The 24,789-nt window shown below is 73.4% G+C and carries 18 protein-coding genes and 1 pseudogene; 6 read left to right on the top strand and 13 right to left on the bottom strand.

The window, feature by feature from the left end; genetic code table 11:
* Window positions 1-68: 68 nt before the first annotated feature.
* From J5O08_RS08255 to mshD, 7 genes are all read right to left on the bottom strand, one after another.
* A complete protein-coding gene (locus tag J5O08_RS08255) occupies window positions 69-1,055 on the bottom strand; it encodes an NUDIX hydrolase (protein ID WP_217616416.1) in 987 nt (328 codons plus the stop codon).
* The gene (locus tag J5O08_RS08250; protein WP_218706444.1) at window positions 1,052-3,259 is read right to left on the bottom strand and encodes an RNA degradosome polyphosphate kinase; all 2,208 of its coding nucleotides are present in this window, start codon (window positions 3,257-3,259) and stop codon (window positions 1,052-1,054) included. Before J5O08_RS08250 ends, J5O08_RS08255 begins: the two co-directional genes overlap by 4 nt.
* Window positions 3,260-4,239: 980 nt before the next feature.
* Window positions 4,240-5,061 (bottom strand): hypothetical protein, encoded by an 822-nt coding sequence (locus J5O08_RS08245; protein WP_218706402.1) that lies wholly within the window; start codon window positions 5,059-5,061, stop codon window positions 4,240-4,242.
* A 445-nt stretch (window positions 5,062-5,506) separates the two neighbouring features.
* Window positions 5,507-6,130 carry a hypothetical protein gene (locus J5O08_RS08240; RefSeq protein WP_218706401.1) on the bottom strand — a complete coding sequence of 208 codons (624 nt, stop codon included), beginning with the start codon at window positions 6,128-6,130 and terminating at the stop codon, window positions 5,507-5,509.
* A 1-nt stretch (window position 6,131) separates the two neighbouring features.
* Window positions 6,132-6,938, bottom strand: coding sequence for an AHH domain-containing protein (locus J5O08_RS21595; protein WP_218706400.1), 807 nt, complete (start codon window positions 6,936-6,938; stop codon window positions 6,132-6,134).
* A 2,078-nt stretch (window positions 6,939-9,016) separates the two neighbouring features.
* Window positions 9,017-9,205, bottom strand: coding sequence for a hypothetical protein (locus J5O08_RS08230; RefSeq protein ID WP_218706399.1), 189 nt, complete (start codon window positions 9,203-9,205; stop codon window positions 9,017-9,019).
* Window positions 9,206-9,458: 253 nt separating this feature from the next.
* A complete protein-coding gene (gene mshD, locus J5O08_RS08225) occupies window positions 9,459-10,358 on the bottom strand; it encodes a mycothiol synthase (protein ID WP_308281478.1) in 900 nt (299 codons plus the stop codon).
* 178 nt (window positions 10,359-10,536) lie between these two features.
* Here mshD and J5O08_RS08220 point away from each other — a divergent pair, with 178 nt between their 5' ends.
* Entirely contained in the window at window positions 10,537-11,826 is a 1,290-nt protein-coding gene (locus J5O08_RS08220; RefSeq protein WP_218706397.1) for an NAD(P)-binding domain-containing protein, read from the top strand.
* Window positions 11,827-11,932: 106 nt separating this feature from the next.
* On the opposite strand, the gene J5O08_RS08215 is transcribed toward J5O08_RS08220, so the two are convergent.
* The gene (locus J5O08_RS08215) at window positions 11,933-13,249 is read right to left on the bottom strand and encodes an MFS transporter (RefSeq protein WP_218706396.1); all 1,317 of its coding nucleotides are present in this window, start codon (window positions 13,247-13,249) and stop codon (window positions 11,933-11,935) included.
* Window positions 13,250-13,365: 116 nt separating this feature from the next.
* Between J5O08_RS08215 and J5O08_RS08210 the strand changes: the two genes are divergently transcribed.
* Window positions 13,366-14,259: a LysR family transcriptional regulator gene (locus J5O08_RS08210; protein WP_218706395.1), complete on the top strand. Its 894-nt coding sequence runs from the start codon at window positions 13,366-13,368 to the stop codon at window positions 14,257-14,259.
* A gap of 19 nt (window positions 14,260-14,278) precedes the next feature.
* On the opposite strand, the gene J5O08_RS08205 is transcribed toward J5O08_RS08210, so the two are convergent.
* Entirely contained in the window at window positions 14,279-15,373 is a 1,095-nt protein-coding gene (locus tag J5O08_RS08205) for a LacI family DNA-binding transcriptional regulator (RefSeq protein ID WP_218706394.1), read from the bottom strand.
* Window positions 15,374-15,541: 168 nt separating this feature from the next.
* Between J5O08_RS08205 and J5O08_RS08200 the strand changes: the two genes are divergently transcribed.
* The 4 genes from J5O08_RS08200 to J5O08_RS08185 all read left to right on the top strand — a co-directional run bounded on the left by J5O08_RS08200 (window position 15,542) and on the right by J5O08_RS08185 (window position 19,925).
* Complete coding sequence (locus J5O08_RS08200; RefSeq protein ID WP_218706393.1) at window positions 15,542-16,813, top strand: extracellular solute-binding protein; 1,272 nt, start codon at window positions 15,542-15,544, stop codon at window positions 16,811-16,813.
* A 4-nt stretch (window positions 16,814-16,817) separates the two neighbouring features.
* Window positions 16,818-17,777, top strand: a complete 960-nt coding sequence (locus tag J5O08_RS08195) for a carbohydrate ABC transporter permease (RefSeq protein ID WP_218706392.1) — start codon at window positions 16,818-16,820, stop codon at window positions 17,775-17,777.
* 8 nt (window positions 17,778-17,785) lie between these two features.
* A complete protein-coding gene (locus J5O08_RS08190) occupies window positions 17,786-18,676 on the top strand; it encodes a carbohydrate ABC transporter permease (protein ID WP_218706391.1) in 891 nt (296 codons plus the stop codon).
* Between the two features lie 61 nt (window positions 18,677-18,737).
* The gene (locus tag J5O08_RS08185; protein ID WP_218706389.1) at window positions 18,738-19,925 is read left to right on the top strand and encodes a glycoside hydrolase family 1 protein; all 1,188 of its coding nucleotides are present in this window, start codon (window positions 18,738-18,740) and stop codon (window positions 19,923-19,925) included.
* Between the two features lie 118 nt (window positions 19,926-20,043).
* Here J5O08_RS08185 and J5O08_RS08180 read toward each other — a convergent pair whose 3' ends face one another.
* The 4 genes and pseudogenes from J5O08_RS08180 to J5O08_RS08170 form a co-directional block, all read right to left on the bottom strand.
* Entirely contained in the window at window positions 20,044-21,465 is a 1,422-nt protein-coding gene (locus J5O08_RS08180; protein WP_218706388.1) for a dicarboxylate/amino acid:cation symporter, read from the bottom strand.
* Window positions 21,466-21,556: 91 nt separating this feature from the next.
* Window positions 21,557-21,628: a putative leader peptide gene (locus J5O08_RS21850; protein ID WP_374225953.1), complete on the bottom strand. Its 72-nt coding sequence runs from the start codon at window positions 21,626-21,628 to the stop codon at window positions 21,557-21,559.
* A 121-nt stretch (window positions 21,629-21,749) separates the two neighbouring features.
* Window positions 21,750-23,699 carry an acetate--CoA ligase gene (gene acs, locus J5O08_RS08175; protein WP_255589489.1) on the bottom strand — a complete coding sequence of 650 codons (1,950 nt, stop codon included), beginning with the start codon at window positions 23,697-23,699 and terminating at the stop codon, window positions 21,750-21,752.
* Between the two features lie 243 nt (window positions 23,700-23,942).
* Window positions 23,943-24,789, bottom strand: a pseudogene (locus J5O08_RS08170) (hypothetical protein); the annotation flags it as partial.

Raw genomic sequence — 24,789 nt, 5'->3', positions numbered from 1 at the left:
TCCCACGCGACGCACGACGGCGCGCCGCCCCTCGCCGGGGTGGCGCGCCGTCGTCGTGCGTGGGGGCGTCAGCTGCCCAGCGGCGTGTGCAGCTCGACGTCCTCGACGCGCACCTCGTCCGGGGCGTCGCGGTCCGTCCGCACCACGTGGCACACGAGCACCTGGCCCGGCCGCAGGTACGGGTTCTCGGCGGGCAGCCGGTCGCGGACGTCCTCGGGCGCGTGCGCGCGCACGACGTCGAGCACCGTCGGCAGCACCGGCCGGTGCGTGCACAGCGCGAGGTCGGACCGGGTGCGCAGCACGGCGGCCACCGCGTCGGCGGTCTTCTCCGGCGAGTCGGCGTGCTCCGCCTCGGTGAGCGGCTCGCGCCGGTCCGGGGTCAGCCCCGCCGCCGTCGCGTACGGCTCGACGGTCGCGCAGCACCGCAGCCACGGGCTCGTGACCACGTCGGCGACCCCGTAGGCGGACAGCACCGGCACCAGCGCCCCGGCCTGCAGCCGGCCGACGTCTGTCAGCGGGCGCGTGCCCTCCTCGCCCTTCCACGACGACCGGCTCTTGGCGCGGCCGTGCCGGACGACCAAGACCGCGCGGGTGTCCAGCGTCCCGGCCTCGTGCGCGGCGACGAGCGCGTCGAGCGGGATGCGGTCGTCCTCGCGGGTCAGGCGCTTGCGCGCCACGTCGACGTCCGCCCAGCGCACGGCGTCGATCTCGTCGCGCGACGCGTGCACGGCCGGCGGGCGGGCGTGCACCGCGGGGCGGTCGGGGCGGCCGGCGACCTGCGCCGCCCAGTAGTGCACCCGCTTGCGCCGCCCGTCCGCGAGCTTGTACTCCAGCCCGGGCAGGGGGCGGCCGAGGACGATCTCGAGCCCGGCCTCCTCCTCCACCTCGCGGACCGCGGCGGTGGTCACGTGCTCCCCGGGCTCGAGCTTGCCCTTCGGCCAGGACCAGTCCTTGTACCGCGGGCGGTGCACGAGGACGACCTGCAGGCGGCCCTGGCGGACGCGCCAGACGAGGGCGCCCGCCGCACGGACGAGCGCGGTCGGCCCGGCGCTCACCGGCCCGAGCCCAGGCGGCGGCGCTGGCGGTAGATCAGCGTGGACTGGAGGTCGCGCAGCGGCCCGTCCGGTCCCTGCGCGTGCCGGGTCCAGGCGCCGTCGGGGCCGAGGTGCCAGGACGAGGTCTCGTCGGCCATCGACTCGTCGAGCAGGCCGACCAGCTCCGCGACCTGGTCCGGGTCCGAGAGCCGGACCAGGGCCTCGACGCGCCGGTCGAGGTTGCGGTGCATGAGGTCGGCCGACCCGATGTAGACCTCCGGGCCGGGCAGCAGGGTGCTGCCCTCGCGGCCGATGTCGGCGACCTCCTCGGTGACCCCGGCGTCCGCGGCGAACGCGTAGACGCGGGAGTGCTCCAGGAACCGGCCGAGGATCGAGCGCACCCGGACCGTCTCGGACAGCCCCGGGACGCCCGGCCGCAGCGCGCAGATGCCGCGGACGCACAGGTCGACGGGGACGCCCGCCTGCGAGGCGCGGTACAGGGCGTCGATGGTCTCCTCGTCGACCATCGAGTTGACCTTGAGCTTGATCCACGACGGCCGGCCCGCGCGCGCGGCCTCCGCCTCGCGGTCGATGCGCTCGATCAGTCCCGAGCGCACGGACCGGGGGGCGACCAGCAGCCGGTGGAACCGCGACTTCGGCGCGTAGCCCGACAGCTGGTTGAACAGCCGGGTCAGGTCCTGGCCGACGTCCGGGTCGCAGGTGAGCAGGCCCAGGTCCGTGTAGATCCGCGCGGTCTTCGGGTTGTAGTTGCCGGTGCCGACGTGGCAGTACCGGCGCAGGCCGTCCGACTCCTGGCGCACGACGAGCGACAGCTTCGCGTGCGTCTTCAGCCCGACGATGCCGTAGACCACGTGCACGCCGGCCTGCTCCAGCTTGCGGGCCCACTCGATGTTGGCCTGCTCGTCGAACCGGGCCTTGATCTCGACCAGGGCGAGCACCTGCTTGCCGGCCTCGGCGGCGTCGATCAGCGCGTCCACGATCGGGGAGTCGCCCGACGTCCGGTACAGCGTCTGCTTGATCGCCAGCACCTTGGGGTCGGCGGCGGCCTGCTCGAGGAAGGTCTGCACCGACGTCGAGAACGAGTCGTACGGGTGGTGCAGCAGGATGTCCCGTGCTCGGATCGCGGCGAACACGTCCGTCGGGTTGGCGCTCTCGACCTCGGCCAGGAACCGGTGCGTCGTCGGCACGAACCGCGGGTACTGCAGGTCCGCGCGGTCCAGGTCGGCGATGAGGTTGAGGCCGGTGTGGTCCAGCGGCGCGGGCAGCTCGTAGACCTCGTCCTCCGCGACGCCGAGCTCGCGGACCAGCAGCGACCGGATGCGCGGGCTGATCGAGTCGGCGATCTCCAGGCGGACCGGCGGGCCGAACTTCCGGCGCAGCAGCTCCTTCTCCATCGCCTGGAGCAGGTTCTCCGCGTCGTCCTCCTCGACCTCCACGTCCTCGTTGCGGGTGACGCGGAACGTGTGGTGCTCGCTGACCTCCATGCCGGGGAACAGCTGGTCGAGGTGCTGCGCGATGACGTCCTCGACCGGGACGAACGACATGGGGCCGCGGTCCGAGGCCGAGCCGGACGCGTCGGTCGGGCGCCCGCGCCAGTCGACGGCGATGTACCGGGGGAGCAGCGGCGGCACCTTGACCCGGGCGAAGTGCTCCTTGCCGGTCGACGGGTTCACCACGACGACGGCAAGGTTCAGCGACAGGCCCGAGATGTACGGGAACGGGTGCGCCGGGTCGACCGCCAGCGGGGTCAGCACCGGGAAGATCTGCTTGCGGAAGTACTTGCGCAGCCTGTCCTGCTCGGCCTCGCCCAGCTGCTCCCAGCGCACGAGCGTGATGCCCTGGGTCGCGAGCTCGGGCTGCACCTGGTCGGCGAACACCTGCGCGTGCCGGGCGGCGAGCTCGTGCGCCCGCTGGCTGATCGCCTCCAGCACCTGGCGCGGGCTCAGGCCGGAGGCCGCCGTGACGGCCAGGCCGGTGGCGATGCGGCGCTTCAAGCCGGCGACCCGGACCATGAAGAACTCGTCCAGGTTGGACGCGAAGATCGCGAGGTACCGCACCCGCTCCAGCAGCGGCTGGGTCTCGTCCTCCGCCAGCTCCAGGACCCGCTGGTTGAACGCCAGCCAGCTGACCTCGCGGTCGAGGAACCGGTCGGCGGGCAGCGGGGCCTCGGGCGCGGGCTGCTCGCCGCGGGTGCCGTCGCCCATCTCGATGTGCTCGGCGATGTGCGCGGCGAGCTCGGGGGCCAGGGTGCGGGGGCGCGCCGGCGCCGCGGGCGTCGTGGTCTGGCCGTCCGCCTCGGCGGTGGCCGGCGTGCTGGCCGCGCGGGTCCGCGAGGCGGCGGTGCGGGTGCCGGTCGACCGGGTGCCCGTCCGGCCCGTGCTCGTGCTGGTGCGCCCCGCGGCGGTCGTGGCGGCCGTGGCGGCGGGCGCGGTGCGGCGGGCGCGCGGCTTGCGGGGCGCGCCGTCGGAGGCGGTGGCGTCGGTCATCCCCACATGGTGGCACGACCATTCGAACAGCACGTGGCGGCGGAGAAACGGGCCAGTGGCGCGCAAACACGGGCTCCCCAGCACCTTCGCGCGCGCTTCAGGAGCGTTGCGCGACCACCTCGGCCACGGCGTCGCCTCGACGTGCTTGCGACGAGCAGAGCCGCTGGCTGGCGGGCCCACCACCATGGCCGGCTTCATCGGTCTCGGCGCCGGCACGGGGATGGTCTCCGGCTGGAACTGCACCGGCACGCCCCAGTCGGGGTCGCCCGGCTCTCGCCGGGCGCGCACGATCGCTCCGCACGAGGGGCACCTGAAGAGGACCTCGACGAACTGGTGACGGGTGCACACCCGTCAACAGCGCCGTCCCGCACGACTCGCACACTGCGTCCACGCCGCCGTCCACGGTGCTGCTGAATATCGGCGCGACATCGGCCACGAACAGCGGGAAGCCGTCGACAGCGCCTCGGTGCTCGGCGAGCACGAGACGCCCAACGTCACGACCTGGCGCCGAAACTGCCCCGTCGGTTGGTCCCGGGTCGTGCTCGCTCGTCCCCTTTGAGCCGTCCATCTCCGGAGCGTGGCACACGGTGTGTTCCGTGTGCTGGCGAACGAGACGAGGTCACCCCGACGTCGGCGCCATGCCGGTGCGTTACGTGCGAAGTGGTCCCGGGAAGTGAGTCATCCCCTACTGTCCGCGACTAGAACCACTTGTCGATCGCGAGCTCGACCAGCTTCGGCACCTGCACCAGGAACGCGCCCCACGCCACCGCACCCAGACCCGCCACAGGGCCGGGAAGCGCCCACGTCCGACGCGGTTCGGACTGCCGCACCTGCAGGTTCTCCCCCCGCACGAACTCGACCGCGAAGACCCGGACAGCAGGACGCGGATCGACCCCCTCGGTCACATCCATCCAGATCGCCCGACTCGCCAACGGATCGATCCCGGCCCGCTTGCTCGCAGCGTCCACGTGCCGTAACCCGTAGATCTGCTGCTTACGACGGCGAAACCCGATCGGCTCGGCCCCTACACTCGCCCGAGCGATCAGGCGTAAGCCGTACGCCACCTGATCCACCGGCGCACCCAACCGCGCAGCGACAGCGTTGACCCAGCGGCTCAACCTTGGCCAGAACGTTGTGAATAGGCCTGCGGCCAGGACGATGAGCGCGGCCACGGAAGTCTTCGCCGATGCTGACACCCCTGGAGTGCGGACTACGGCGTTCATGATCAAGGCGGCGATGTACAAAGTGGAGAGCAGCGCGTAGCGGGCGAGCGTCTGCCACAAGGGGAGCGCCTGAGCGCGCCACAAGAAATCGCGCTCCTCAGAGGTCATCCCGGACGTCAACAGGCCGATGCGCGCGAGTTCCGCGCGCACGAGACGGTCACGTCCGAACGAGGCCCCAACCAGCGCGTACGCGCGCCGCCAGATCGCGCGCGCAAGACGGCCGCCTCTGACGGCGCGCGCCGCTGTTGCATCGCCTGCGTTCACCGGTGGGGACACCGTCTCCGACAGGACCGTCACGCCTCTGACCACCTCTCACGCGCCGGGTTAGCCCCTCTGATCCCCGCTCTTCGGGGATGATGACGGCAGCTCCGCGTCTCGGTCCAACCCGTCACCCGTACGCTCGGCAGCTTCATGCCCGATGGTCGAGGCGGGCCTGATCCGACTCCGCATCAGCGGCGGTCTCGCCGTCGCGATGGGGCCGCGACCGCGTCTCGAAGTTCACCACCGCACAGGCCAAGCACCTCGTCGACGTGTGCGCGGCCGCCAGACGGACCTTCGAGGGATCGCCCCCGCCGCCGCGGTGGGTACCGGGCGCATCGAGCGCCGGCACCCACCACCAAGGCCCAGGCCCCGGACCCCGGCCCGACGAACGGTCACGCCTACGGCGCGCGGGACCCATCACCGCCAGCTTCGGCTACCACCCGAGCCATCCACCGCGGCCTACCCCGCAACGCCGTTCTCGCTACGACACCGGTGCCGGCGACAGCCGGGCGCCGGTGACGCCGGCCGCCCGGAGGTCGCGTGCGATCGCGGCGCTGACGACAACCGTCAGCACGGCGATGCGGGAAGGCATGTGCACGACACGGCCGTACCCCACGATCTCTCGCGCGGGGGTGTGCCAGGTCGTCATCCCGTGACCGGCGAGCTTGGCCGGCGAGTAGAAGTAGCGCCCGGGCGTGCCGTGCCGGGGAGATCGCTCGGTGAGCTCTTCGTCCAGGACGTCGTGGTGAACGGGGAAGTGCGGGGTCCAGTACGTCAGTTCCTTTCCCTCGCCGTGCTTGAGCGTCCCGGGCAGCCACTGCACCTCGTCCTTCGGGCCGAGGTGCGCGTCGAGCACGTCCCGCACGCGGGGGCTGACCAGACGCACCGAGTCCATGGTGAAGACGAGGTCGAACGGCTCACGAGTCGTCGACAACCATCGCCACTTGGGCACGCCGGCGCCGTCGATCCGCCCTGGCCCGCGCAGCCGTCGCGCCAGCTCGTCGCCGTGCCCGTCTGGTTCGGCGCCGAGCGAGGCGTCGTCTGATGCGTCGGCGGACAGCTCGTACCACTGAGGCTGCGTGTGCTCGAGAGCGGGGAATCTCACGTCATCTCCACTTGTAGTAGTCCCGGCACTTCCAGTATGCCGCTCGCACGACTGTCGGGTCTTCCAGCACGACGTCGACGACCTCCCGCTGGAACTCTGCGAGGAATACGGTCGTTTGCTGATCTGTCGGGAATTGCTGGGCATAGTCGTCCGCTTCCTGCATGCGCTCTATCACCCAGTTGTGGTAGTTCCAGGGGTGGGGCCCGGCGTGCGGCATGGAGTGCAGGTTCCATGCGCCCGCCTTCACGTTGAGGCCGTATTTGTTGGCGATCGATTGGAACTTCCGTCCCCACAAGCCGTAGTGCGTGGCCATGTGATGGTCTTCGCGGTCCATCGAGTCGATGAGTTGTTGCCGTCCCACGTCGTCCAGGCAGTTGGGCGGTGGTCGAACTCCGCTCCCTGACGGGTTGGGTTGAGGTTCGGGTTCGCTCTCGGGGCCTTCTTCGTCTAGACACGTTCCGTCGGTTGCGAGCTGGCTGCAGTCGGGTTCGAGGATGGTGATCGGCTGGCCGTCGGCGGATTCGACGAGTGCATCGACCAGGGGCGCCAGGTGGTCGGGTGAGACGCGCAGGATCCACTGCAGCGCGGTCGAGATCCCCAGGTGCTCGCACACGAGCACCGCATCGGGAACGGAGATCGCGGGCACGCGCGGGCGCACGGCTTCCCCGAGGGCGGCGCACGCGTTCAAGCCGTACCGGTCTGCCAGGCGTCCGGTCGCGCGCGCTACCACCTGGGTGCTGAGCTCAAGGGGGGGCCACTCGACGTACGTGCTTGAGCCGTCGCCACCGATACGGGCGTTCGGGAGCACGGTTCCGGGGTCCCTGTACACCGAGCAGTAGTGCAGCGCTACCTCGTACGGACCCCATCGACATTCGAAGTCGTCGGCTCGGGAGCGGAGTACGTACCAGTCTGCGCAACGTGACGCTGTCGCGAGCTCGCCGCAGCTCTCGTTAGTGACTCGGTTCCAAAGTTCTACATAGCACGTATCGGTGATGCACTGCGGGTAGTCCTGGGGCATCGCGCGGACCCACTCAGGAGCGGTCGTGGGATCGGTGACGGTTTCCGGCCTTCCTCCCGCGGGCGTCCACGTCGAACCGAAACCCCACACTACGGAGCCGGTCGGGCAGTTCAAGGGGGTGAGCGGCACACTGCTCGACGAGGCTATTGAAGCCTGGACATCGGCAGAGTACGTGCCTCCGTCGGAGCACCAGATGGTCCGCGTAAACGTGCCCCATCCTGCTGATCGACCCGTGGGCGCCGCCGGGTCATATGGTGGTAGCCATGAGGGCGCATAAGTTGTCAAAGGCGGCGTCGCCGCGGCCGCTACCAGCGCGTCCAGTGCGCTGTATCCGGTGATACCGTTTACAACTATGGCGTTAGGGCCGCATGAGTAGGTGGTCGTCACTGTGCCGGTTACGCGAACTGCGAGTGACCCGCCCACTTCAAATGGTGGCTGCTGCCCTTGCGCCAGCACCTCGCTCGAGCAGCCGAAGCGCATCTTCCAGAAGTTGCCCTGCGCCGTCCCTGACGGGTGATTCACCGTTTCGACGACCGTTACGTCATGCCGATCCGCCGAGACCGTGACCGAGTCGACCGAGTAAGTCAGTCCATATGGTCCCGAAGCGTACGAAAAAACTGGAGGAGAGTCCCAACCGGGAGGGATTCCGAACCCCGGCGTCAGCCCCGAGACGGAGGTTCCTGGCGGAAGCCCGATGTCGAGGTTGCCGTCGATCCACCCGTTAACCGAGACTGCAGCCGCTACTCCAGCTGTGCCGCCAAGAGCCGAGGCGCCGAAGGACACCCCGCCGATGCTCGGAGCCGTGCTGGCTGTTGCTGCAACAGCGGTTCCGGCGGCACCCGTCCCGGACTCAACGGCGGCGAGGGTCGCGAGGCCCTGAGGGCAGAGCGAGCCGCAGAAAGCGGACGCTGGCGGCGCGAGTGTCGGGTGGAGCAGTGAAAGCGTCAGGACCGCAGTCAGGCCAGCCGCGACACGACGTCGCAGTGCCACGATCAGCTCCTCTCAATGCCGTGAACGGGTTCTCACCTGGCAAACTAGAGCCGATCGGTCGTCTCCGGTGCGAGTTCGTGAACGTACACACGTCCGGAGCAGCGGGCGGACCCAATCACTGTCACGCGCCGCCCGGCACGATGCGCAGGTGCGCGCCGCCGCGGCCGTGGCGCGACCTCGGTGCAGGGGGCCGACGCGAGGACATGTGGTGTGTCCGATCCCGAACCGGTCGGGGCCGTCCTTGCTCAGATGACCTTCGAATCGACCCCGTCACCTGACGCATTCGCCGCGCGGTGGTTCGGTTGGGACCTGGGCGATCGGCCGGTGCAGCTGCCGATCGACTGGCGGTCACGCGTCGCACGCCTCGTCGAGTACGGCTTGGACGTCGACGAACTCGAGGAATGTGTCGACACGGCTCGTCGCGCTCTCCACGTCCAGCCAGTGCGTCGCTTCGCCTATGCGATCGCGGTTGGAGAGAGGTTCGCCCGCGACCGACTCAGCGCAACGAGGCAACGGCGCACGCCGAGAGGCGTCAGCTCCGGCCCGTACGTCCTGACAGCGTCTGGACGCGTGCATCGAGCGGATTGCAGACACTGCAGGGCGCCAACGTGGCCAGTGTCCGCGCCGCGTGGTCGATCGTCCCGTTCCGCCCATGCCGCATCTGCCTGTAGGAACTCAAACGGCTCGCGCGCTCGGCCCACGTGTCGGCCCGAAGCGCCGATCCACACCCACCCCGTCACCCGGCTGTGATCACGGTCTGCCATCTTCGGCCGAAGCGCGACGGCGCGCTAGCTGGATGACGGCAGGTCAGAGTCCGCAAGGCCCGCAGCGCGACCCGGTGCCAGCCCCAGCTTCTGGCTATGGCCTGTGGGCCGGGCTTAGACGTTCGGAGCTGCTGGATCGTCATCTCCGGAGTCGGCTCGGGCTGAGGCGGCGAGGAGCTTGTCGTCGGCATCGCGCACCATCTCCCAGAGCACGGTGCAGGTGACGAGGGAAACCATGTTGTCGGTCTCCCCTGTGCCGGTCAGCAAGGCGACCATGACCTCAAACTGCGAGTGCAGCGCCATGCTGAGAGGTTCGGCTAGGCAGATGAGGGTACGGCCGGTGAGGTAGCGAACCCGACCCTTGCCAACGAGTGCCGTGTTCAACTCGAGGCTCCGCGCGGTCGCGTGCACGTCGTGGCCATAATGGAGCGATGCGCTCGCCCGCGGGGACCTCGGAATTCTCCGGTTCGCCGGCGCCGAAGGACCGCCTGCTTCGTGACTGGTGGTGGTGGCACCAGGAGGTGTCCGACGGGTGACCGAAGGGCGACCCGGGGCCTCAGCCCACGCGGTACACCACGTCCACCGCCGACCGCTCGAACCCCGCGGCGCGGTAGACCCGGATCGCCGGCGCGTTGTCGCCCTCGGTGTAGAGCACCACGCGCGGCACCCCGCGGTCGGCCAGGTGCGCCAGCATCCGGGCGGTCAGCGCGGGCCCGAGCCGCCGGCCCTGGGCCGCGGGGTCGACGCCGAGGGCGTAGATCTCGCCCTCGCCGGGCTCCGCGACCTTGGTCCAGCCGAAGCCCAGCAGCGTGCCGCCCTCCTCGGCCACCAGGAACCCCTCCGGGTCGAACCACGGCTCGGACTCGCGAGCCTCCAGGTCGGCGCGGGTCAGCCGGCCCTGCTCGGGGTGCTGCGCGAAGGCCCGCGCGTTCACGGCGACCCAGGCGTCCTCGTCGCGGCCCGGCTCGAACGCGCGGACCGTGACGCCGGTCGGCAGCGGGGCCGCGTCGGGGTCGGGCGCGGTCAGCGGGTCGAGGGCCATCTGCCACAGCTCGCGCACGACCGGCAGGCCGCGCGACGTCGCCAGCGCCCGGGCCGGGGCGACGTCGCCGTGCGCCCACACGGACACCGCGTCTCCGCCGCGGTCGCGCGTCACGGCCAGGGCGGCGTCGAGCAGGGCGGTGCCGGTGCCGCGACGCCGCGCGTCCGGGTGCACGACGACCTCGGCGGTGGCGAGCGCCGGGTCGCGGAGGTCGACCTGGGCGCAGCCGGTCGGGGCGTCCGCGTCGCCGGCCAGGAGGTGCACGACGTCCGGGCCGCCGCCGGTCAGCCAGAGCAGGGGCTGCTCGGACAGCGGGGCGACGCCGTCGTGGGCCGCGGCTGCGGCGGCGAGGTCGCGGACGGCGGCGGCGGTGGCGGCGGGCAGGGCGCCGGGACGGCGGGTGAGATCGGGCACGGCCTCATCCCACCACGCGGGGCGCACGCGCCGAGCGCGGTCGGTGCCGCCGAGCGCGGTGGCTGGAGGTGCCGCGGTCGGCGCGATCCGCCGCGCTCGGCGCGGACGACCGCGGTCGGCGCGCACGACGGGGCGCCGCCCGGGGAACGACCGGCGGCGGCGCCGCGTTGCACCAGGCATGCCCGACGAGAACCCGACCCCCGCCTCGGCGGACGTCGTGGTCGTCGGAGCCGGGCAGGCCGGGCTCGCCGTGGCGGCGCACCTGGAGCGCTCGGGCTTCGTCCCGGCGGCGCCGACGGACTCCGACCGCCCCGCCCCCGGACGCCGCGCGGCGCGCCCCGCCGCGGACGGCCGCCCCACCTACGTCGTGCTCGACGCGGCCGCCGGACCGGGCGGCGCCTGGCGCGAGCGCTGGCCCGGCCTGACGATGGCCACGGTCAACGGCGTCTACGAGCTGCCCGGCCGCCCGCTGCCGACGTTCGACGCCGACGAGCCCGCGAGCCGCGCCCTGACCCGGTACTTCGGCTCCTACGAGCGCGACCTCGGCCTCGCCGTCCGGCGGCCCGTCGAGGTGCGCCGCGTCCGGGACGTCGGCGGACCGGGGCGGCTGCTGGCCGTCGAGACCGAGGAGACCGAGCGGGTCCCGGTCGCGGCGCGCGACCCGGACGACGGCCTCGGGGGCGGCGTCGGCGCCTGCCGGGCGGAGGCCGCGACCACGCGCCGCCGGGTGGCCCGGACCTGGCACGCGCGCGCCCTGGTGAACGCGACCGGGACGTGGACCCGGCCGTTCTGGCCCACCTACCCGGGCGCCGGGTCCTTCGCGGGCATCCAGCGGCACACCCACGACTACCGGTCGCCGGAGGAGTTCGCCGGCCGCCGGGTGCTCGTCGTGGGCGGTGGCATCTCCGCGGTGCAGCACCTGCTCGCGATCCACCCCGTGGCGGCGTCGGCGACCTGGGTCACCCGCCGCCCCCCGGACTGGCGGGACGCCGAGTTCAGCCCGGAGCTCGGGCGCGAGGCGGTGACGCGGGTCGACGAGCGCACCCGGGCCGGGCTGCCGCCGCAGAGCATCGTCGCCGCCACCGGCCTGCCGCTCACCGACGCGTACCGGGACGGCATCGCGCGCGGGGTGCTGGTCGCGCGGCCGATGTTCGCGCGGCTGGTGCCGGACGGGGCCGAGTGGGACGAGGCCGGTGCGCGCGGGCCGCTCGCCGACGGCTGGGTCACGGGCCCCGACCACGTCGAGGCGGACGCGGTGCTGTGGGCCACCGGGTTCCGGGCGGCGCTCGACCACCTGCGGCCGCTCGGGCTGCGGGGCAGCGGCGGCGGGATCGTCATGGACGGCACCCGCGTGGTCGCCGACCCGCGCGTCCAGCTGGTCGGGTACGGGCCGAGCGCGAGCACGGTCGGCGCGAACCGCGCCGGCCGCGCCGCGGTCCGCCAGCTCCGCCGCTACCTCGGCGTCTGACGACCGCCCCGCCAGACCGCCGAGATGGCAACTCTCGGCTGCGTCCGAGGGCTGGCGCACAGTCGAGAGTTGCCATCTCGGCGGGAGAACGGGCGGGTGTGGGGCGTCAGGGGCGGGGCGTGTGCGTGCGGTGGGCCGCCGTGGCGAGCGCCGCGAGCAGCGCCAGCAGGGTGCCGGCCAGCAGCGCCATGGCGGTCGACTGCGGGAGCGCCCGGGCCAGGAGGCCCAGGCCCATGGCGGGCAGGCTCAGCCCGAGGTACGCGACCAGGAACAGCCCGGCGAGCGCCTCGCCCCGCTGGTGCGGCGCCGCCGCCGCGGCGATCGTGCCCGACGCGGCCGCGAACAGCAGGCCCGCGCCGGCCCCGGTGACGAGCCCGCCGACGAGGAACACGTCGAGGCGCTCGGCCAGCATCCCGGCGGTCAGCACCACCAGGCCGGCCGCCTGCGCCGCGAGGCCCGCCCGCAGCCGCGTCGCCGGGCGCACCCGGGTGGTCGCCGCCTGGACCGCGGCCGCGGCGCCGAAGACGACGAAGACCACCAGCCCCGCGAGCAGCCGCGACGTGTGGTGCAGCGTGCCGCCCACGAACCCCGGCGCCACCGACGTGAACACCCCGAACACCGCGAACGACGCGAACGCCGCCGCGTACGCCAGACGCTGCGCCGAGGGGTCGCCGCCGGCCCGGCGCGGTCGCTGCGGCCGGTACGCCGGGCGCACCGCGGGACGGCTGACCGTCTCCGGCGCGATCAGCACGCCGACGACGCCCAGCAGGAGCAGCGCGACGAACACCAGGTAGGGCAGCCGCAGCGGGGCCACCCCCGTCTGCGCGAGCGCCCCCGCGGCGAGCGCGCCCGCGCCGAGGCCGCCGATGTTCGCGACGACGGCGACGACCTGCGGCCGGTGCCCCGCGTCCCCGGGGCGGTGCACGGCGTGCAGCTCGGCGAGGTGGGCGGTCGCCGTGGCGGTGAGCATCCCGACGCCGAGACCGCTGACGAACCGGGCGACCAGCAGCGTCGCGAGCTCCGTGCCGGACAGGAACAGCGCGGCGGCGGCGAGCTCGAGCGCCAGGGCGGGGAGCAGCACGCGCCGGCGGCCGAGCCAGTCGGACACGTGCCCGGCCAGGACCAGCGCGAGCGCGACGCCGACCGCGTACGCGGCGAACACGACCGTGACGGTGAACGTCGAGAACCCGTCCGCCGCCTGGTACAGCGGGTAGAGCGGCGCGGGGACGGTGGAGAACGCCATCGTGGCGAGGAACGCCGCGGCGACGAGCCAGAAGCCGGCGCGGTGCCGGCCGGGGGAGGCGGCGGGTCGGGGGCGGGTGCTGCGGGCGTCCGAGGGGCGCGCGGGGTGCTCGCGGCCGGGGTGCGCGGGCGCGGGCGTGCGGGACGTCCGGCGGGAGCGGGGGAGCGTGGGGGTGGACATCGGGCGGCCGTCCTCTCGGTCGGGTGCGTGCTCCGCCCACCGTGCGCCCGAAGGGGTCATCGCGTCCAACACTGGTTCTCGCTGACGGCCATCGACGACATCGATAGCATCGACGCATGGAGCTCCGGCAGCTCGGCGCCTTCGTCGCCGTCGTGGAGGAGGGCACGTTCACCGCGGCGGCCGGGCGGCTGCTGCTCGTGCAGTCCGCCGTGTCCGCGTCGGTCCAGGCGCTGGAGCGTGAGGTCGGCGCGCCGCTGCTCACCCGCGGCGCGCGCCGGGTCGCGCTGACGGACGCGGGCGCCGCGCTGCTCCCGCACGCCCGAGCCGCGCTCGACGCGGCCAGGGACGCCCGCGAGGCCGTGGCCCTGGTGCGGGGCGGGCTGTCCGGGACGGTCCGGGTCGGGACCATGCCGTCGGTGGGGCTCGTCGACGTGCCCGCGCTGCTGGGTGCGTTCCACCGCGCGCACCCCGGCGTCGCGCTCCGGCTCAGCGCATCCACCTCGGGGTCGGCGGGGCTGGCGGCGGCGGTGGCGGACCGGCACCTGGACCTCGCGTTCGTGTCGCTGCCCTCCGGGGTGCCCCCGGGTGTGCGGCTGCTCGACCTCGCCTCGGCGCCGATGGACCTGCTGGTGCCGGCGGGGCACGACCTCGCGGCACGGGACGGTGGCCGGCCGGTCGACCTCGGCGAGCTCGCCGGGCTCGACTTCATCGACTCGCCGGCGGGGTACGGCAACCGTGCGGCGACCGACGCGGCGTTCGCCGCCGCGGGGCTGGAGCGCCGGGTGACGGTGGAGGTCGCCGACATCGGCACCGTGGCGGGCTACGTGCGGCACGGGCTGGGGGTCGCGATCGTGCCCCGGTTCACCGCCGAGGCCGCGCCCGACCTCCCGGCGGTCGCGCTCGCCGCCGGGCCGCGCTGGCCGCTGGCGCTCGCGGTGCCGCGGGACCGGCAACCGTCGGCGGCCACGGCCGCGCTGGTCCGGCACGTGCGCGACCACGCCGCGGGCTGACTGCAGCGGGCTCGTCGGCTCAGGCCGGCGGCGGGCAGCCGCAGGACTCGCGCCGCACCACCCGCACGGGCAGCCGGTGCGACTCCGGCTCCTCCGCCGGCGCCCCCGCGTGCCGCACCAGCACCTGCACGGCCAGCCGGCCCATCGCCGCCATCGGCTGCCGCACGGTCGTGAGCGACGGGCGCGCCAGCCGCCCGGCGAGGATGCCGTCGAACCCGGTGACCACGACCCGCTCCGGCACGGGCACCCCGCGCGCGGCGAGCAGGTCGAGCACGCCGAGGGCGAGCTGGTCGCTCGCGCACACCAGCGCCCGCGGCAGCCGGTCCTCGGTGGCGAGCGCGGCGAGCACCTCGAACCGGTGCGGCTCGGCGAGGTCGGTGGGGTCGAGCGGCTCGGCGGGCTCGGGCAGCCCGGCCGCGGCGACGGCCTCCCGGAACCCGGCGAACCGCTCGCCGTAGTCGGGGGTGGTCAGCCGCCCGACGAAGCCGAGGTCGCGCAGCCCGTGGTCCCGGACCAGGTGGTCGACGACGTCGCGCATCCCGGCGCGGTTGTCGACGCCGATGTGGTGCAGGCCGTCGGCGACCGGCGGGGTGCTGAACGCGACGACGGGGATGCGCCGCGCGACGTGCTCCAGGGTGCCGACCGGCGTCGGGCCCGGGAACACGGCGAGGCCGTCGACGCGGCCCGCGACCTCGGTCACGGACGCCCCGGACCCGCTGCCGCTGCTCAGCAGCAGGGCCTGGCCGCGCTGCCAGCACTCGAGCTCGAAGCCGCGCTGCACCTCGTCCACGTACAGCGGGAACGCGCGCGGGTCGGCGTCGGGGTCGGTGTCGTCGACCGGCGTCGGGGTGGCGACCGGCAGCGCGCCGTCGGCGCCCTTCTGGGGGGCCGCGAGCATGAGGTCGAACGAGTACAGGCCGAGCGCCCCGGTGCGCCCGTGGGCGAGCCCGCGCGCGCTGGCGTTCGGCACGTAGCCGAGCTCGCTCGCGGCGACGAGCACCGCGGCGCGCGTCGAGTCGCGCACCCGGTCGGGCTGGCGGAAGGTGAACGACACGGTGGCGATCGACACCCCCGCGCGCTCGGCGACGTCGTAGACGGTCGGTCGTCGCGGCACTGCACCACCTCCTCGGGGCCCCGCACGATGGTAGGGGTTCCGGTGGCCCCGGCCGGGCCCCCTTGCGCCGGCTCACTCTATGCGCTTAACTCCAGTGAACATCTAAGCGCATAGAAGCGCGAGGCGCCCGCCGCACGCGCCACCCGTCCGTTCGAGGAGGAACGAACCATGATCCGTCCCGCTGCGCGCGTCGCCGTGGTGACCGCGCTCGCCGTGACCGCGCTGACCGCGTGCGGCCGCTCCGACGACACCGGCGGCGGCGCCACCGACGCCGCGACGCTGTCCGAGGGGGCCGCCTCCGGAGAGCTCACCGTCTGGGCCATGGGCGCCGAGGGCGAGGCGCTGCCCGACTTCGTCCAGGAGTTCACCGACGCCAACCCGGACGTCGACATCGAGGTCGTGCCGATCCCGTGGGACGCGGCGCGCGACAAGTTCCAGACCGCGATCGCCGCCGGCACCACCCCGGACGTCGCGATGATGGGCACCACCTGGATGGCCGAGTTCGGCGACGCGTTCGCCGCGGTCCCGGACGCCATCGACACCAGCGGCATCTTCGAGGGCTCGCTCGGCACGGCCGAGCTGGACGGCACCGCGATCGGCGTGCCCTGGTACGTGGACACCCGCGTCCTGTACTACCGGACCGACCTCGCCGAGCAGGCGGGCTGGACCGAGGCGCCGGCCACGCAGGAGGACCTCAAGCAGATGGCCGCCGACATGCAGGCCAAGGCGGGCGCCGACTACGGGATCCGGCTGCAGTCCGCGGGCAACGACTCGTTCCAGGGCTCGCTGTGGGCCCCGTGGTCGAACGGCGCGAGCCTGATGAACGACGACCAGACCGAGTGGACGCTCGACACCCCGGAGATGGTCGAGGCCTACGACTACTACACGTCGTTCTTCTCGGACGGCGTCGCGAACGCCTCGGCCGACCGCAGCGCCGGCGCCCAGGAGGCCGAGTTCGTCGCCGGCACCACCCCGATGCTCATCGACGGCCCGTTCATGATGGGCCAGCTCGCCACGCTCGGCGGCGAGGGCTTCGAGGACAAGTACGCCACCGCGCGGATCCCGGCCGGCGACTCGTCGACCTCGTTCGCGGGCGGCTCGAACCTCGTCGTGTTCCAGGACTCCGACAACGTGGACGCCGCGTGGAAGCTCGTCGACTGGCTGACCCAGCCCGACGTCCAGGTGCAGTGGTACGACGTGACCGGCGACCTGCCGTCGCAGCAGTCCGCGTGGGACGACCCGTCGCTGGCCGACGACCAGAAGCTGGCCGTGTTCGGCGAGCAGCTCGAGGACACCCAGGCCCCGCCGGTGAACACCGCGTGGGTGCAGGTCGGCGCGGCCGCCGACTCCGTGCTCGAGCGGATGACCGTCAGCGGCGAGGCGCCCGAGGAGGCCCTCGCGGCGCTGCAGCAGCAGGCGACGTCGATCGGCGTGGGCTGACCCCATGACCACCACAGCCGCACCCCGCCCGGCCGGGTCCACGCGACCCGGCCGGGCGGCGGCGCCCCCCTCCCGCGGGCCGGCCGCCGCGCGCCGCCGGCGCCAGGGGATGGTCGCGTGGATGTTCGCGCTGCCGTTCGTCCTGGTGTTCGGGTTCTTCATGCTCGTGCCGCTGGTGTCGTCGTTCGCGATGTCGTTCACGGACTTCACCTCGCGGGACGTGCGCACGCCGTTCGCGGTGAACTTCGTCGGGCTGGACCAGTACGTCGCGCTGTTCGGCGACGCGCGGTTCCTCAAGTCCCTCAGCGTGACCGGCACGTTCGTGGTCGTCGGCATCCCGGTGACGATGGCGGTCGCCCTCGCGCTCGCCGTGGCGCTGAACTCGGGCATCAGCCGGTTCCGGTCGGCGTTCCGCGTCGGGTTCTACGCCCCGGTCGTGACCAGCATCGTCGCGGTGTCGGTCGTGTGGCGGTACATCCTGCAGCCCGACGGCCTGCTCAACACGGCGCTCGGCTGGGTCGGGATCGAGGGGCCGAACTGGCTGAGCTCGACCACCTGGGCGCTGCCGTCGCTGATCCTCATGGCCGTCTGGCGGAACGTCGGCACGCTCATGGTGATCTTCCTGGCCGGCCTGCAGGCCGTGCCCGCCGAGGTCCAGGAGGCCGCGGTCATGGACGGCGCGTCGCCGTGGCGCCGGTTCCGCAGCGTGACCCTGCCGCTGCTGCGCCCGACGCTGCTGCTCGGCGCGGTGCTCATCTCGGTCGGCTACCTGCAGTTCTTCGAGGAGGCCTTCGTGATGACGCAGGGCGGCCCGCTCGACTCCACGCTGTCGACCGCGTTCTACACGTTCGAGCAGTTCGGCTTCGGCAAGTACGGGTTCGCCTCCGCGGCGTCCTACGTGCTGTTCCTGGCCATCGCGCTCATGAGCCTGCTGCAGTTCCGGCTGCTGCGGTCGCAGGACTAGGGGGAGCCATGTCCACGATCACCCCGCCGTCGCCGCACCCGGCCGTCGACCGGCTCGCGCAGCCGTCGCCGCCCCGCCGCCGCCGGCTCACCGGGCGCGCGCTCATCTACTCCGTGCTCGTCGTCGGCGTGCTGCTCTGGCTGCTGCCGTTCGTCTGGATGGTGCTCGGCTCGGTCAAGACGCAGCGCGAGATCCTCACCAAGCCGCCGACGATCTGGCCGCAGGACCCGACGTTCGACAACTTCGGGCGGTGGTTCACCGACCTGAACTTCGGGCAGTTCTTCACCAACTCGGTGGTCGTCGCGGTCGTGACCGTGCTCGGGAACCTGCTGTTCTGCTCGATGGTCGGCTACGCGCTGGCCAAGATGGACTTCCCGGGCAAGAAGGCGCTGTTCGCGCTCGTGATGATCATGCTGATGGTCCCGGGCGTCGTGACCTTCGTGCCGCTGTTCGTGCAGGTCACCTCGCTGGGCCTGCTCAACACGTACCCGGCGCTGATCCTGCCGTTCCTCACCCAGCCGCTCGGGGTGTTCCTCATGCGGCAGTTCATGCTCGGCATCCCCGAGCCGCTGATGGAGGCCGCCCGGATCGACGGCGCCGGCGAGCTGCGGATCTTCGCGCGAGTCGTCATGCCGCTGTGCGGGCCGCCGCTCGCGACGCTCGGCATCCTCACGTTCCTCGGCTCGTGGAACAACTTCCTGTGGCCGCTCGTCGCGGCGCAGAGCCAGGACATGTACACGCTGCCCGTCGCGCTGTCCCTGTACTCCACGGGCCAGCAGGCGACCGACTACGGCCTGCTGCTGGCCGGCGCGGTGCTGGTCATCACGCCGATCCTGCTGCTGTTCGTCGCGCTGCAGCGGTACTTCGTCCAGGGCATCGCCACCGTCGGCCTCAAGTGACCCCGAGGCGCCGGGCCCGCCCGGCGCCTCACGAACCACCCGCACCACCGGAAGGACCCGCATGTCCGTCAGCCGCCAGTTCCCCGAGGGCTTCCTCTGGGGCGCCTCCACCGCCGCGCACCAGGTCGAGGGGAACAACGTCAACTCCGACTGGTGGGTGCGCGAGCACGCGCCGGGCACCGACCTCGCCGAGCCGTCCGGCGACGCCGCCGACTCCTACCACCGGTACCCCGAGGACATCGCGCTGCTCGCGTCGCTCGGGATGAACTCGTACCGGTTCAGCATCGAGTGGGCGCGCATCGAGCCGGAGCAGGGCTTCGTGTCGAAGGCGCAGCTCGCGCACTACCGCCGCATGGTCGACACGTGCCGCGTGCACGGCCTCACGCCGTCCGTGACGCTGCACCACTTCACGCACCCGCGCTGGTTCGCGCGGCTCGGCGGCTGGCGGAACCCGGACGCCCCGGCGCTGTTCGAGCGGTTCACCGAGATCGCGCTGCCCGTCCTCGGCGACGACGTCGAGTGGGTGTGCACCATCAACGAGCCCAACATGGTCGCCATGACCCGCGGCGAGGAGGGCACCGAGATGACGGCGTCCCGCCTCCCGGCGCCGGACCCGCAGATCACCGACGCGCTGATCGAGGCGCACCGCCGGTCCCGCGGGGTGCTGGCGCAGCTGCCGCAGGTGCGGTCGGGCTGGTCGGTCGCCACGCAGGCCTACCACGCGGCGCCCGGCGCCGAGGAGGCCACGAAGGCCTACGGGTACCCGCGGGAGGACATCTTCCTCGACGCCGCGAAGGGGGACGACTGGATCGGCGTGCAGGGCTACCTGCGCACGTTCGTCGACCCCCAGGGCAACCCGCTGCCCGTCCCCGAGGGCGCCGAGACCACGCTGACCGGCTGGGAGTACTTCCCGCCCGCCATCGGCATCGGCATCCGCAACGCCTGGGAGCGCACCGGCGGCGTGCCCGTGGTGGTGACCGAGAACGGCATCGCCACGCAGGACGACGCCCGCCGGATCGACTACACGCACGACGCGCTGGTCGGCGTGCACGAGGCCATGGCCGACGGCATCGACGTGCGCGGGTACCTGCACTGGTCGGCGCTCGACAACTACGAGTGGGGCTCGTACGCGCCGACGTTCGGGCTCATCGCCTGGGACCGGGACACGTTCGAGCGGACCCCGAAGCCGAGCGCGCACTGGCTGGGCGAGATCGCCCGCACGGGGACGCTGACGCACCCGTCGCGCTGACGCGCGCGGGCGCCGGTGCGCCGAGATAGGACGTCCCCGGCGAGATAGGGCCGTGGGGCGTCCTATCTCGGCGCGGCGGTCCTATCTCGGCGGGTGAGGGGCGACGGACCGGTCGGGGTCAGCGGGCGGCGGCCGGCTCCGGGTCCCGGGTCGGGGCCGGCTCGGTCGCCGGCTCGTCGTCCGTGAACAGGTCCTCCGCCTGGGCGGTGTTGTACTGCGCGCGGTCGAGGATGCCCTCGCGCTTCGCCACGATCGTCGGCACCAGGGTCTGCCCGGCGACGTTCACCGCGGTGCGGCCCATGTCGAGGATCGGGTCGATCGCGAGCAGCAGGCCCACGCCGGCGAGCGGCAGCCCGAGGGTCGACAGCGTCAGCGTCAGCATGACGATGGCGCCGGTGAGGCCGGCCGTCGCCGCGGAGCCGACGACGGACACGAACGCGATCAGCACGTAGTCGAGCACCGACAGGTCGATGCCGAAGATCTGCGCGACGAAGATCGCCGAGATCGCGGGGTAGATCGAGGCGCAGCCGTCCATCTTGGTCGTGGCGGCCAGCGGCACGGCGAACGACGCGTACTCCGACGGCACGCCGAGGTTCCGCTCGGTCACGCGCTGCGTCACGGGCAGGGTGCCGATCGACGACCGGGACACGAATGCCAGCTGGATCGCCGGCCAGGCGCCGCGGAACCACCGGGCCACGCCGAGGCCGTTCGCCCGCAGGATCACCGGGTAGACCACGAACAGCACCAGCGCGAGGCCGACGTACACGGCGATCGCGAACCGGCCGAGCGACGCCAGCGAGTCCCAGCCGTACGACGCGACCGCGTTGCCGACCAGGCCGAGGGTGCCGAGCGGCGCGAGGCGGATGACCCACCAGAGCACCTTCTGGATCACGGCCAGCGCCGACCGGACGAACGTGAGGAACGGCTGCGCCTTCGACCCGGTGCGCAGGACGGCGATGCCGACGACGATCGCGATGACGACGATCTGCAGCACGTTGAAGCTGACGGACGTGCTGAGCGACCCGTCGTCCGCGGCGGTGGTGCTCGCGCCGAGACCGAGCGGGTTGCCGGGGATCAGGCCGTCGAGGAAGTCGGTCCACGAGCCGGTGCGGCCCGGCTCCTTCGCGTCGTCCAGGCTGATCGTCGTGTGGTTGCCGGGCTGCAGGACAAGGCCGAGGCCGATGCCGATGACCACGGAGATCAGCGCGGTGATCGCGAACCACATCAGCGTCCGCCAGGCCAGGCGCGCGCCGTTGGCGACGTTCTGCAGGTTGGCGACGGACGCGACGATCGCGGCGAAGATCAGCGGCGGGACGATCGCGCGCAGCAGCGTGACGAACGACGAGCCGACGGTGTCGAGCGTGCTGGTGAGCCAGTTCGGCGACTCGGCGTCGGTGCCCGCGTCCACGGGTCCCATCGCGAGCGCGACCCAGCCGAGCGCGACGCCCAGCACGAGCGCCGCGATGATCTGGAAGCCGAAGTTGCCGAGCAGGGTGCGGGCGCGCGAGCGCTCCCGCACCGCAGGGGCGGTGGAGGACATGCAGCAGCCTTTCGCGGGCGCGCGTCGAGGTGCGCCCGTGGGGTGGGAGGAGGCCCGCGCGACGCGGGCGAGGGGGGACGGAGGCGGCTGCTCAGCGACAGAGCGCGCTGGCGACCCGGCGCAGGTCGACGGCGCGACGCGCGGTGAGGTCCCACCCGGTCACTGACGCCCCCTGCTGCTCCGGTCCCCGCCGGCCGAGGCCCCGCCCGGTCGGGCGGCGGCGGACCGACGCGTGCCCCGCACGTCGGCGGGGCACGCGGCCAGTCTACGGCGGGCGCGCCCGGTCAGCCCTTCGGCGCCGCCAGCCCCTGCTGGATCAGGTCCATCACCGACGAGTCGGCCAGGGTCGTCGCGTCGCCCACCTGCCGGTGCTCGGCGACGTCCCGCAGCAGGCGGCGCATGATCTTGCCGGACCGGGTCTTGGGGAGCTCCGGGACGACGAGGATCGTCCGCGGCTTGGCGATCGGGCCGATCTGCTGGGCCACGTGCGCCCGCAGCTCCGTCGCGGTGTCCTCCGGCGACTGCTCGGCCGCGCCGCCGCGCAGGATCACGAACGCCACGACGGCCTGCCCGGTGGTGTCGTCGTGCGCGCCGACGACGGCCGCCTCCGCGACGGACGGGTGCGACACCAGCGCCGACTCGATCTCGGTCGTGGACAGCCGGTGCCCGGACACGTTCATCACGTCGTCGACCCGGCCCAGCAGCCAGATGTCGCCGTCCTCGTCCTTCTTGGCGCCGTCGCCCGCGAAGTAGATCCCGGGGAACCGCGCCCAGTAGGTGTCCCGGAACCGCTGCTCGTCGCCCCAGATGCCGCGGAGCATGGCCGGCCACGGCTCGGTGAGCACGAGGTACCCGCCCGAGCCGTTCGGCACCGGGTGGGCGTCGTCGTCGATGACGTCGGCCGCGATGCCGGGCAGCGGGGTCTGCGCGGAGCCCGGCTTGGCGACGGTGACCCCCGGCAGCGGGCTGATCATGATCGCGCCGGTCTCGGTCTGCCACCAGGTGTCGACGACGGGGGTGCGGTCGCCGCCGATGACCCGGCGGTACCAGGTCCAGGCCTCGGGGTTGATCGGCTCGCCGACCGAGCCAAGCACCCGGAGGCTCGACAGGTCGAACTGGCCGGGCACCTCCTCGCCCCACTTCATGCAGGTCCGGATGGCCGTCGGCGCGGTGTAGAGGATCGACACGCCGTACTTCTGCACGATCTCCCACCACCGGCCCCGGTGCGGGGTGTCGGGGGTGCCCTCGTAGATGACCTGGGTCGCGCCGTTGATCAGCGGTCCGTAGACGACGTAGGTGTGCCCGGTGACCCATCCGACGTCGGCCGTGCACCAGTAGACGTCGGTCTCGGGCTTGAGGTCGAAGACGTTGAGGTGCGTCCACGCCGCCTGGGTCAGGTAGCCGCCCGTGGTGTGGAAGATGCCCTTCGGCTTCCCGGTGGTGCCCGACGTGTAGAGGATGAACAGCGGGTGCTCCGCCTCGACGGCGACCGGCTCGTGCGTGTCGGACGCGCCGTCGACGGCGTCGTGCCACCAGACGTCGCGGCCCTCGGTCCAGGGCACCTCCTGCCCGGTGCGGCGGACGACGAGCACGTTCCGGACGACGTCGCCGCTGCCCTTGGCGAGCGCCTCGTCCACCGTGGGCTTCAGGGCGCTCGGGGCGCCGCGCCGGTAGCCGCCGTCGGCCGTGATGACCACGCGGGCGTCCGCGTCCAGGATCCGGGTGTGCAGCGCCTCGGCCGAGAACCCGCCGAACACCACCGAGTGCGGGGCGCCGATCCGGGCGCACGCCAGCATGGCGATGACGGTCTCGGGGATCAGCGGCAGGTAGATCGCGACCCGGTCGCCGGTCTGGACTCCGAGCGCCGTGAGTGCGTTCGCCGCGCGGGACACCTCGCGCTGCAGGTCCGCGTAGGTCAGCGTGCGGGTGTCGCCGGGCTCGCCCTCGAAGTGCAGCGCGACGCGGTCGCCGTGGCCCGCCGCGACGTGCCGGTCCACCGCGTTGTACGCGGCGTTGAGCCGGCCGTCGCCGAACCACCGGGCCCGCGGGGCGCCCGACCAGTCGAGCACCTCATGGAACGGCTCGGCCCAGTCGAGGAGCGAGCGCGCCTGCTCGGCCCAGAACTCGAGCCGCGCGGAGTTGGCCCAGGCGTAGAGCTCGGCGTGCGCGTTCGCCTGCGCGGCGAACGCCGGGTCGGGCGGGAACCGGCGGTCCTCGGTGAGGAGGTTCTCCAGGCCCGGCGCCGGTGCGTCCGGGGTGGTGCTGTCGCGGGCGGTGCCGTCCGCGGGGGTGGGGGCCCCGTCGGGTGCGGACTGCGGGGTGGAGCTGTCGAGGGCCACGTGTGCCTCCAGCGCAACGACGTCGGTGCGATCTGGCGCGGCTCGGATGCCGCGTCTCTCGGCACTCTAGTAGGACTTTCGTCCCTGGCGAGTGCGGTCCGCGGCCGGTCCCGGGGCCGTGGCCCCGGGTGGCGCGGGTCAGGCCCGGGGCAGCCAGCGCCGGCGCGCGGCGGCCAGGACCAGGCCCGCGACCAGCAGCAGCGCGCCGACGACGAACACGGACCCGGACGTCGCGGTCACGGTCGCCCGCACCACGGAGTACTCCGTGCCGTCGGTGGCGATCCACCGCACGATGTCCACGTGCGTCGTCGCGGGCACGTACAGCAGCACGACGCCCACCACCGAGGCGACGAGGCCCGCGGTGACCGGGACGGCGGGCGTCCACAGGCCGAGGCCGAGCACCACCGCCAGCACCAGCACGCCGGCCGTCACCAGCACCACGCCGAGCAAGTCGTAGGAGGCGTCCCAGCCGGGCGCCTGCGCGGCCAGCACGCGCGACTGCCCGAACAGGACCGTCCAGACCCCGATGGCGCCGACCACCAGCCCGACCAGCGCGCCGAGCACGTGCCGGAGCGCGCCGCCGCCGGGGCGGTGCGCGGGCTCGGCGACCGGCTCGGGGGCGCCCGCGGCGGCGCGGCGACCCCGGGACCGGGTCGTGTGCTCGTCCTCGGGCGCGGTGTGCTGCGCGCCGGGGATGGCGGGGGCTGCCGGACCGGCCGGTGCCGGGGCGGACGGGTCGCCGTACGGCACCGTGGCGTCGGAGGGCCCGGTGCCGGGGAGACCGGCCTCGGGGGCGGCGGTGGTCGCGCCCTGGTCGCGGGTCAGCACCGCGGCGGCGCGCGCCTCGGCCCCGCGGATGCTCGTGCGCCGCACGGGGTCGGTCGGCGTCGGCGCGGCCGCGCCGGGGGCGACACCGCCCGCCGGGGTCGTCGGGAGCGGGGCGGTCGGTGCGCCCGCGCCGTCGGCGGCGAACCGCGCGGAGCCC

This window comes from Cellulomonas sp. PS-H5 (assembly GCF_019265565.1).
GTDB lineage: Bacteria > Actinomycetota > Actinomycetes > Actinomycetales > Cellulomonadaceae > Cellulomonas.
This window is presented reverse-complemented; position numbering and strand designations above follow the sequence as displayed.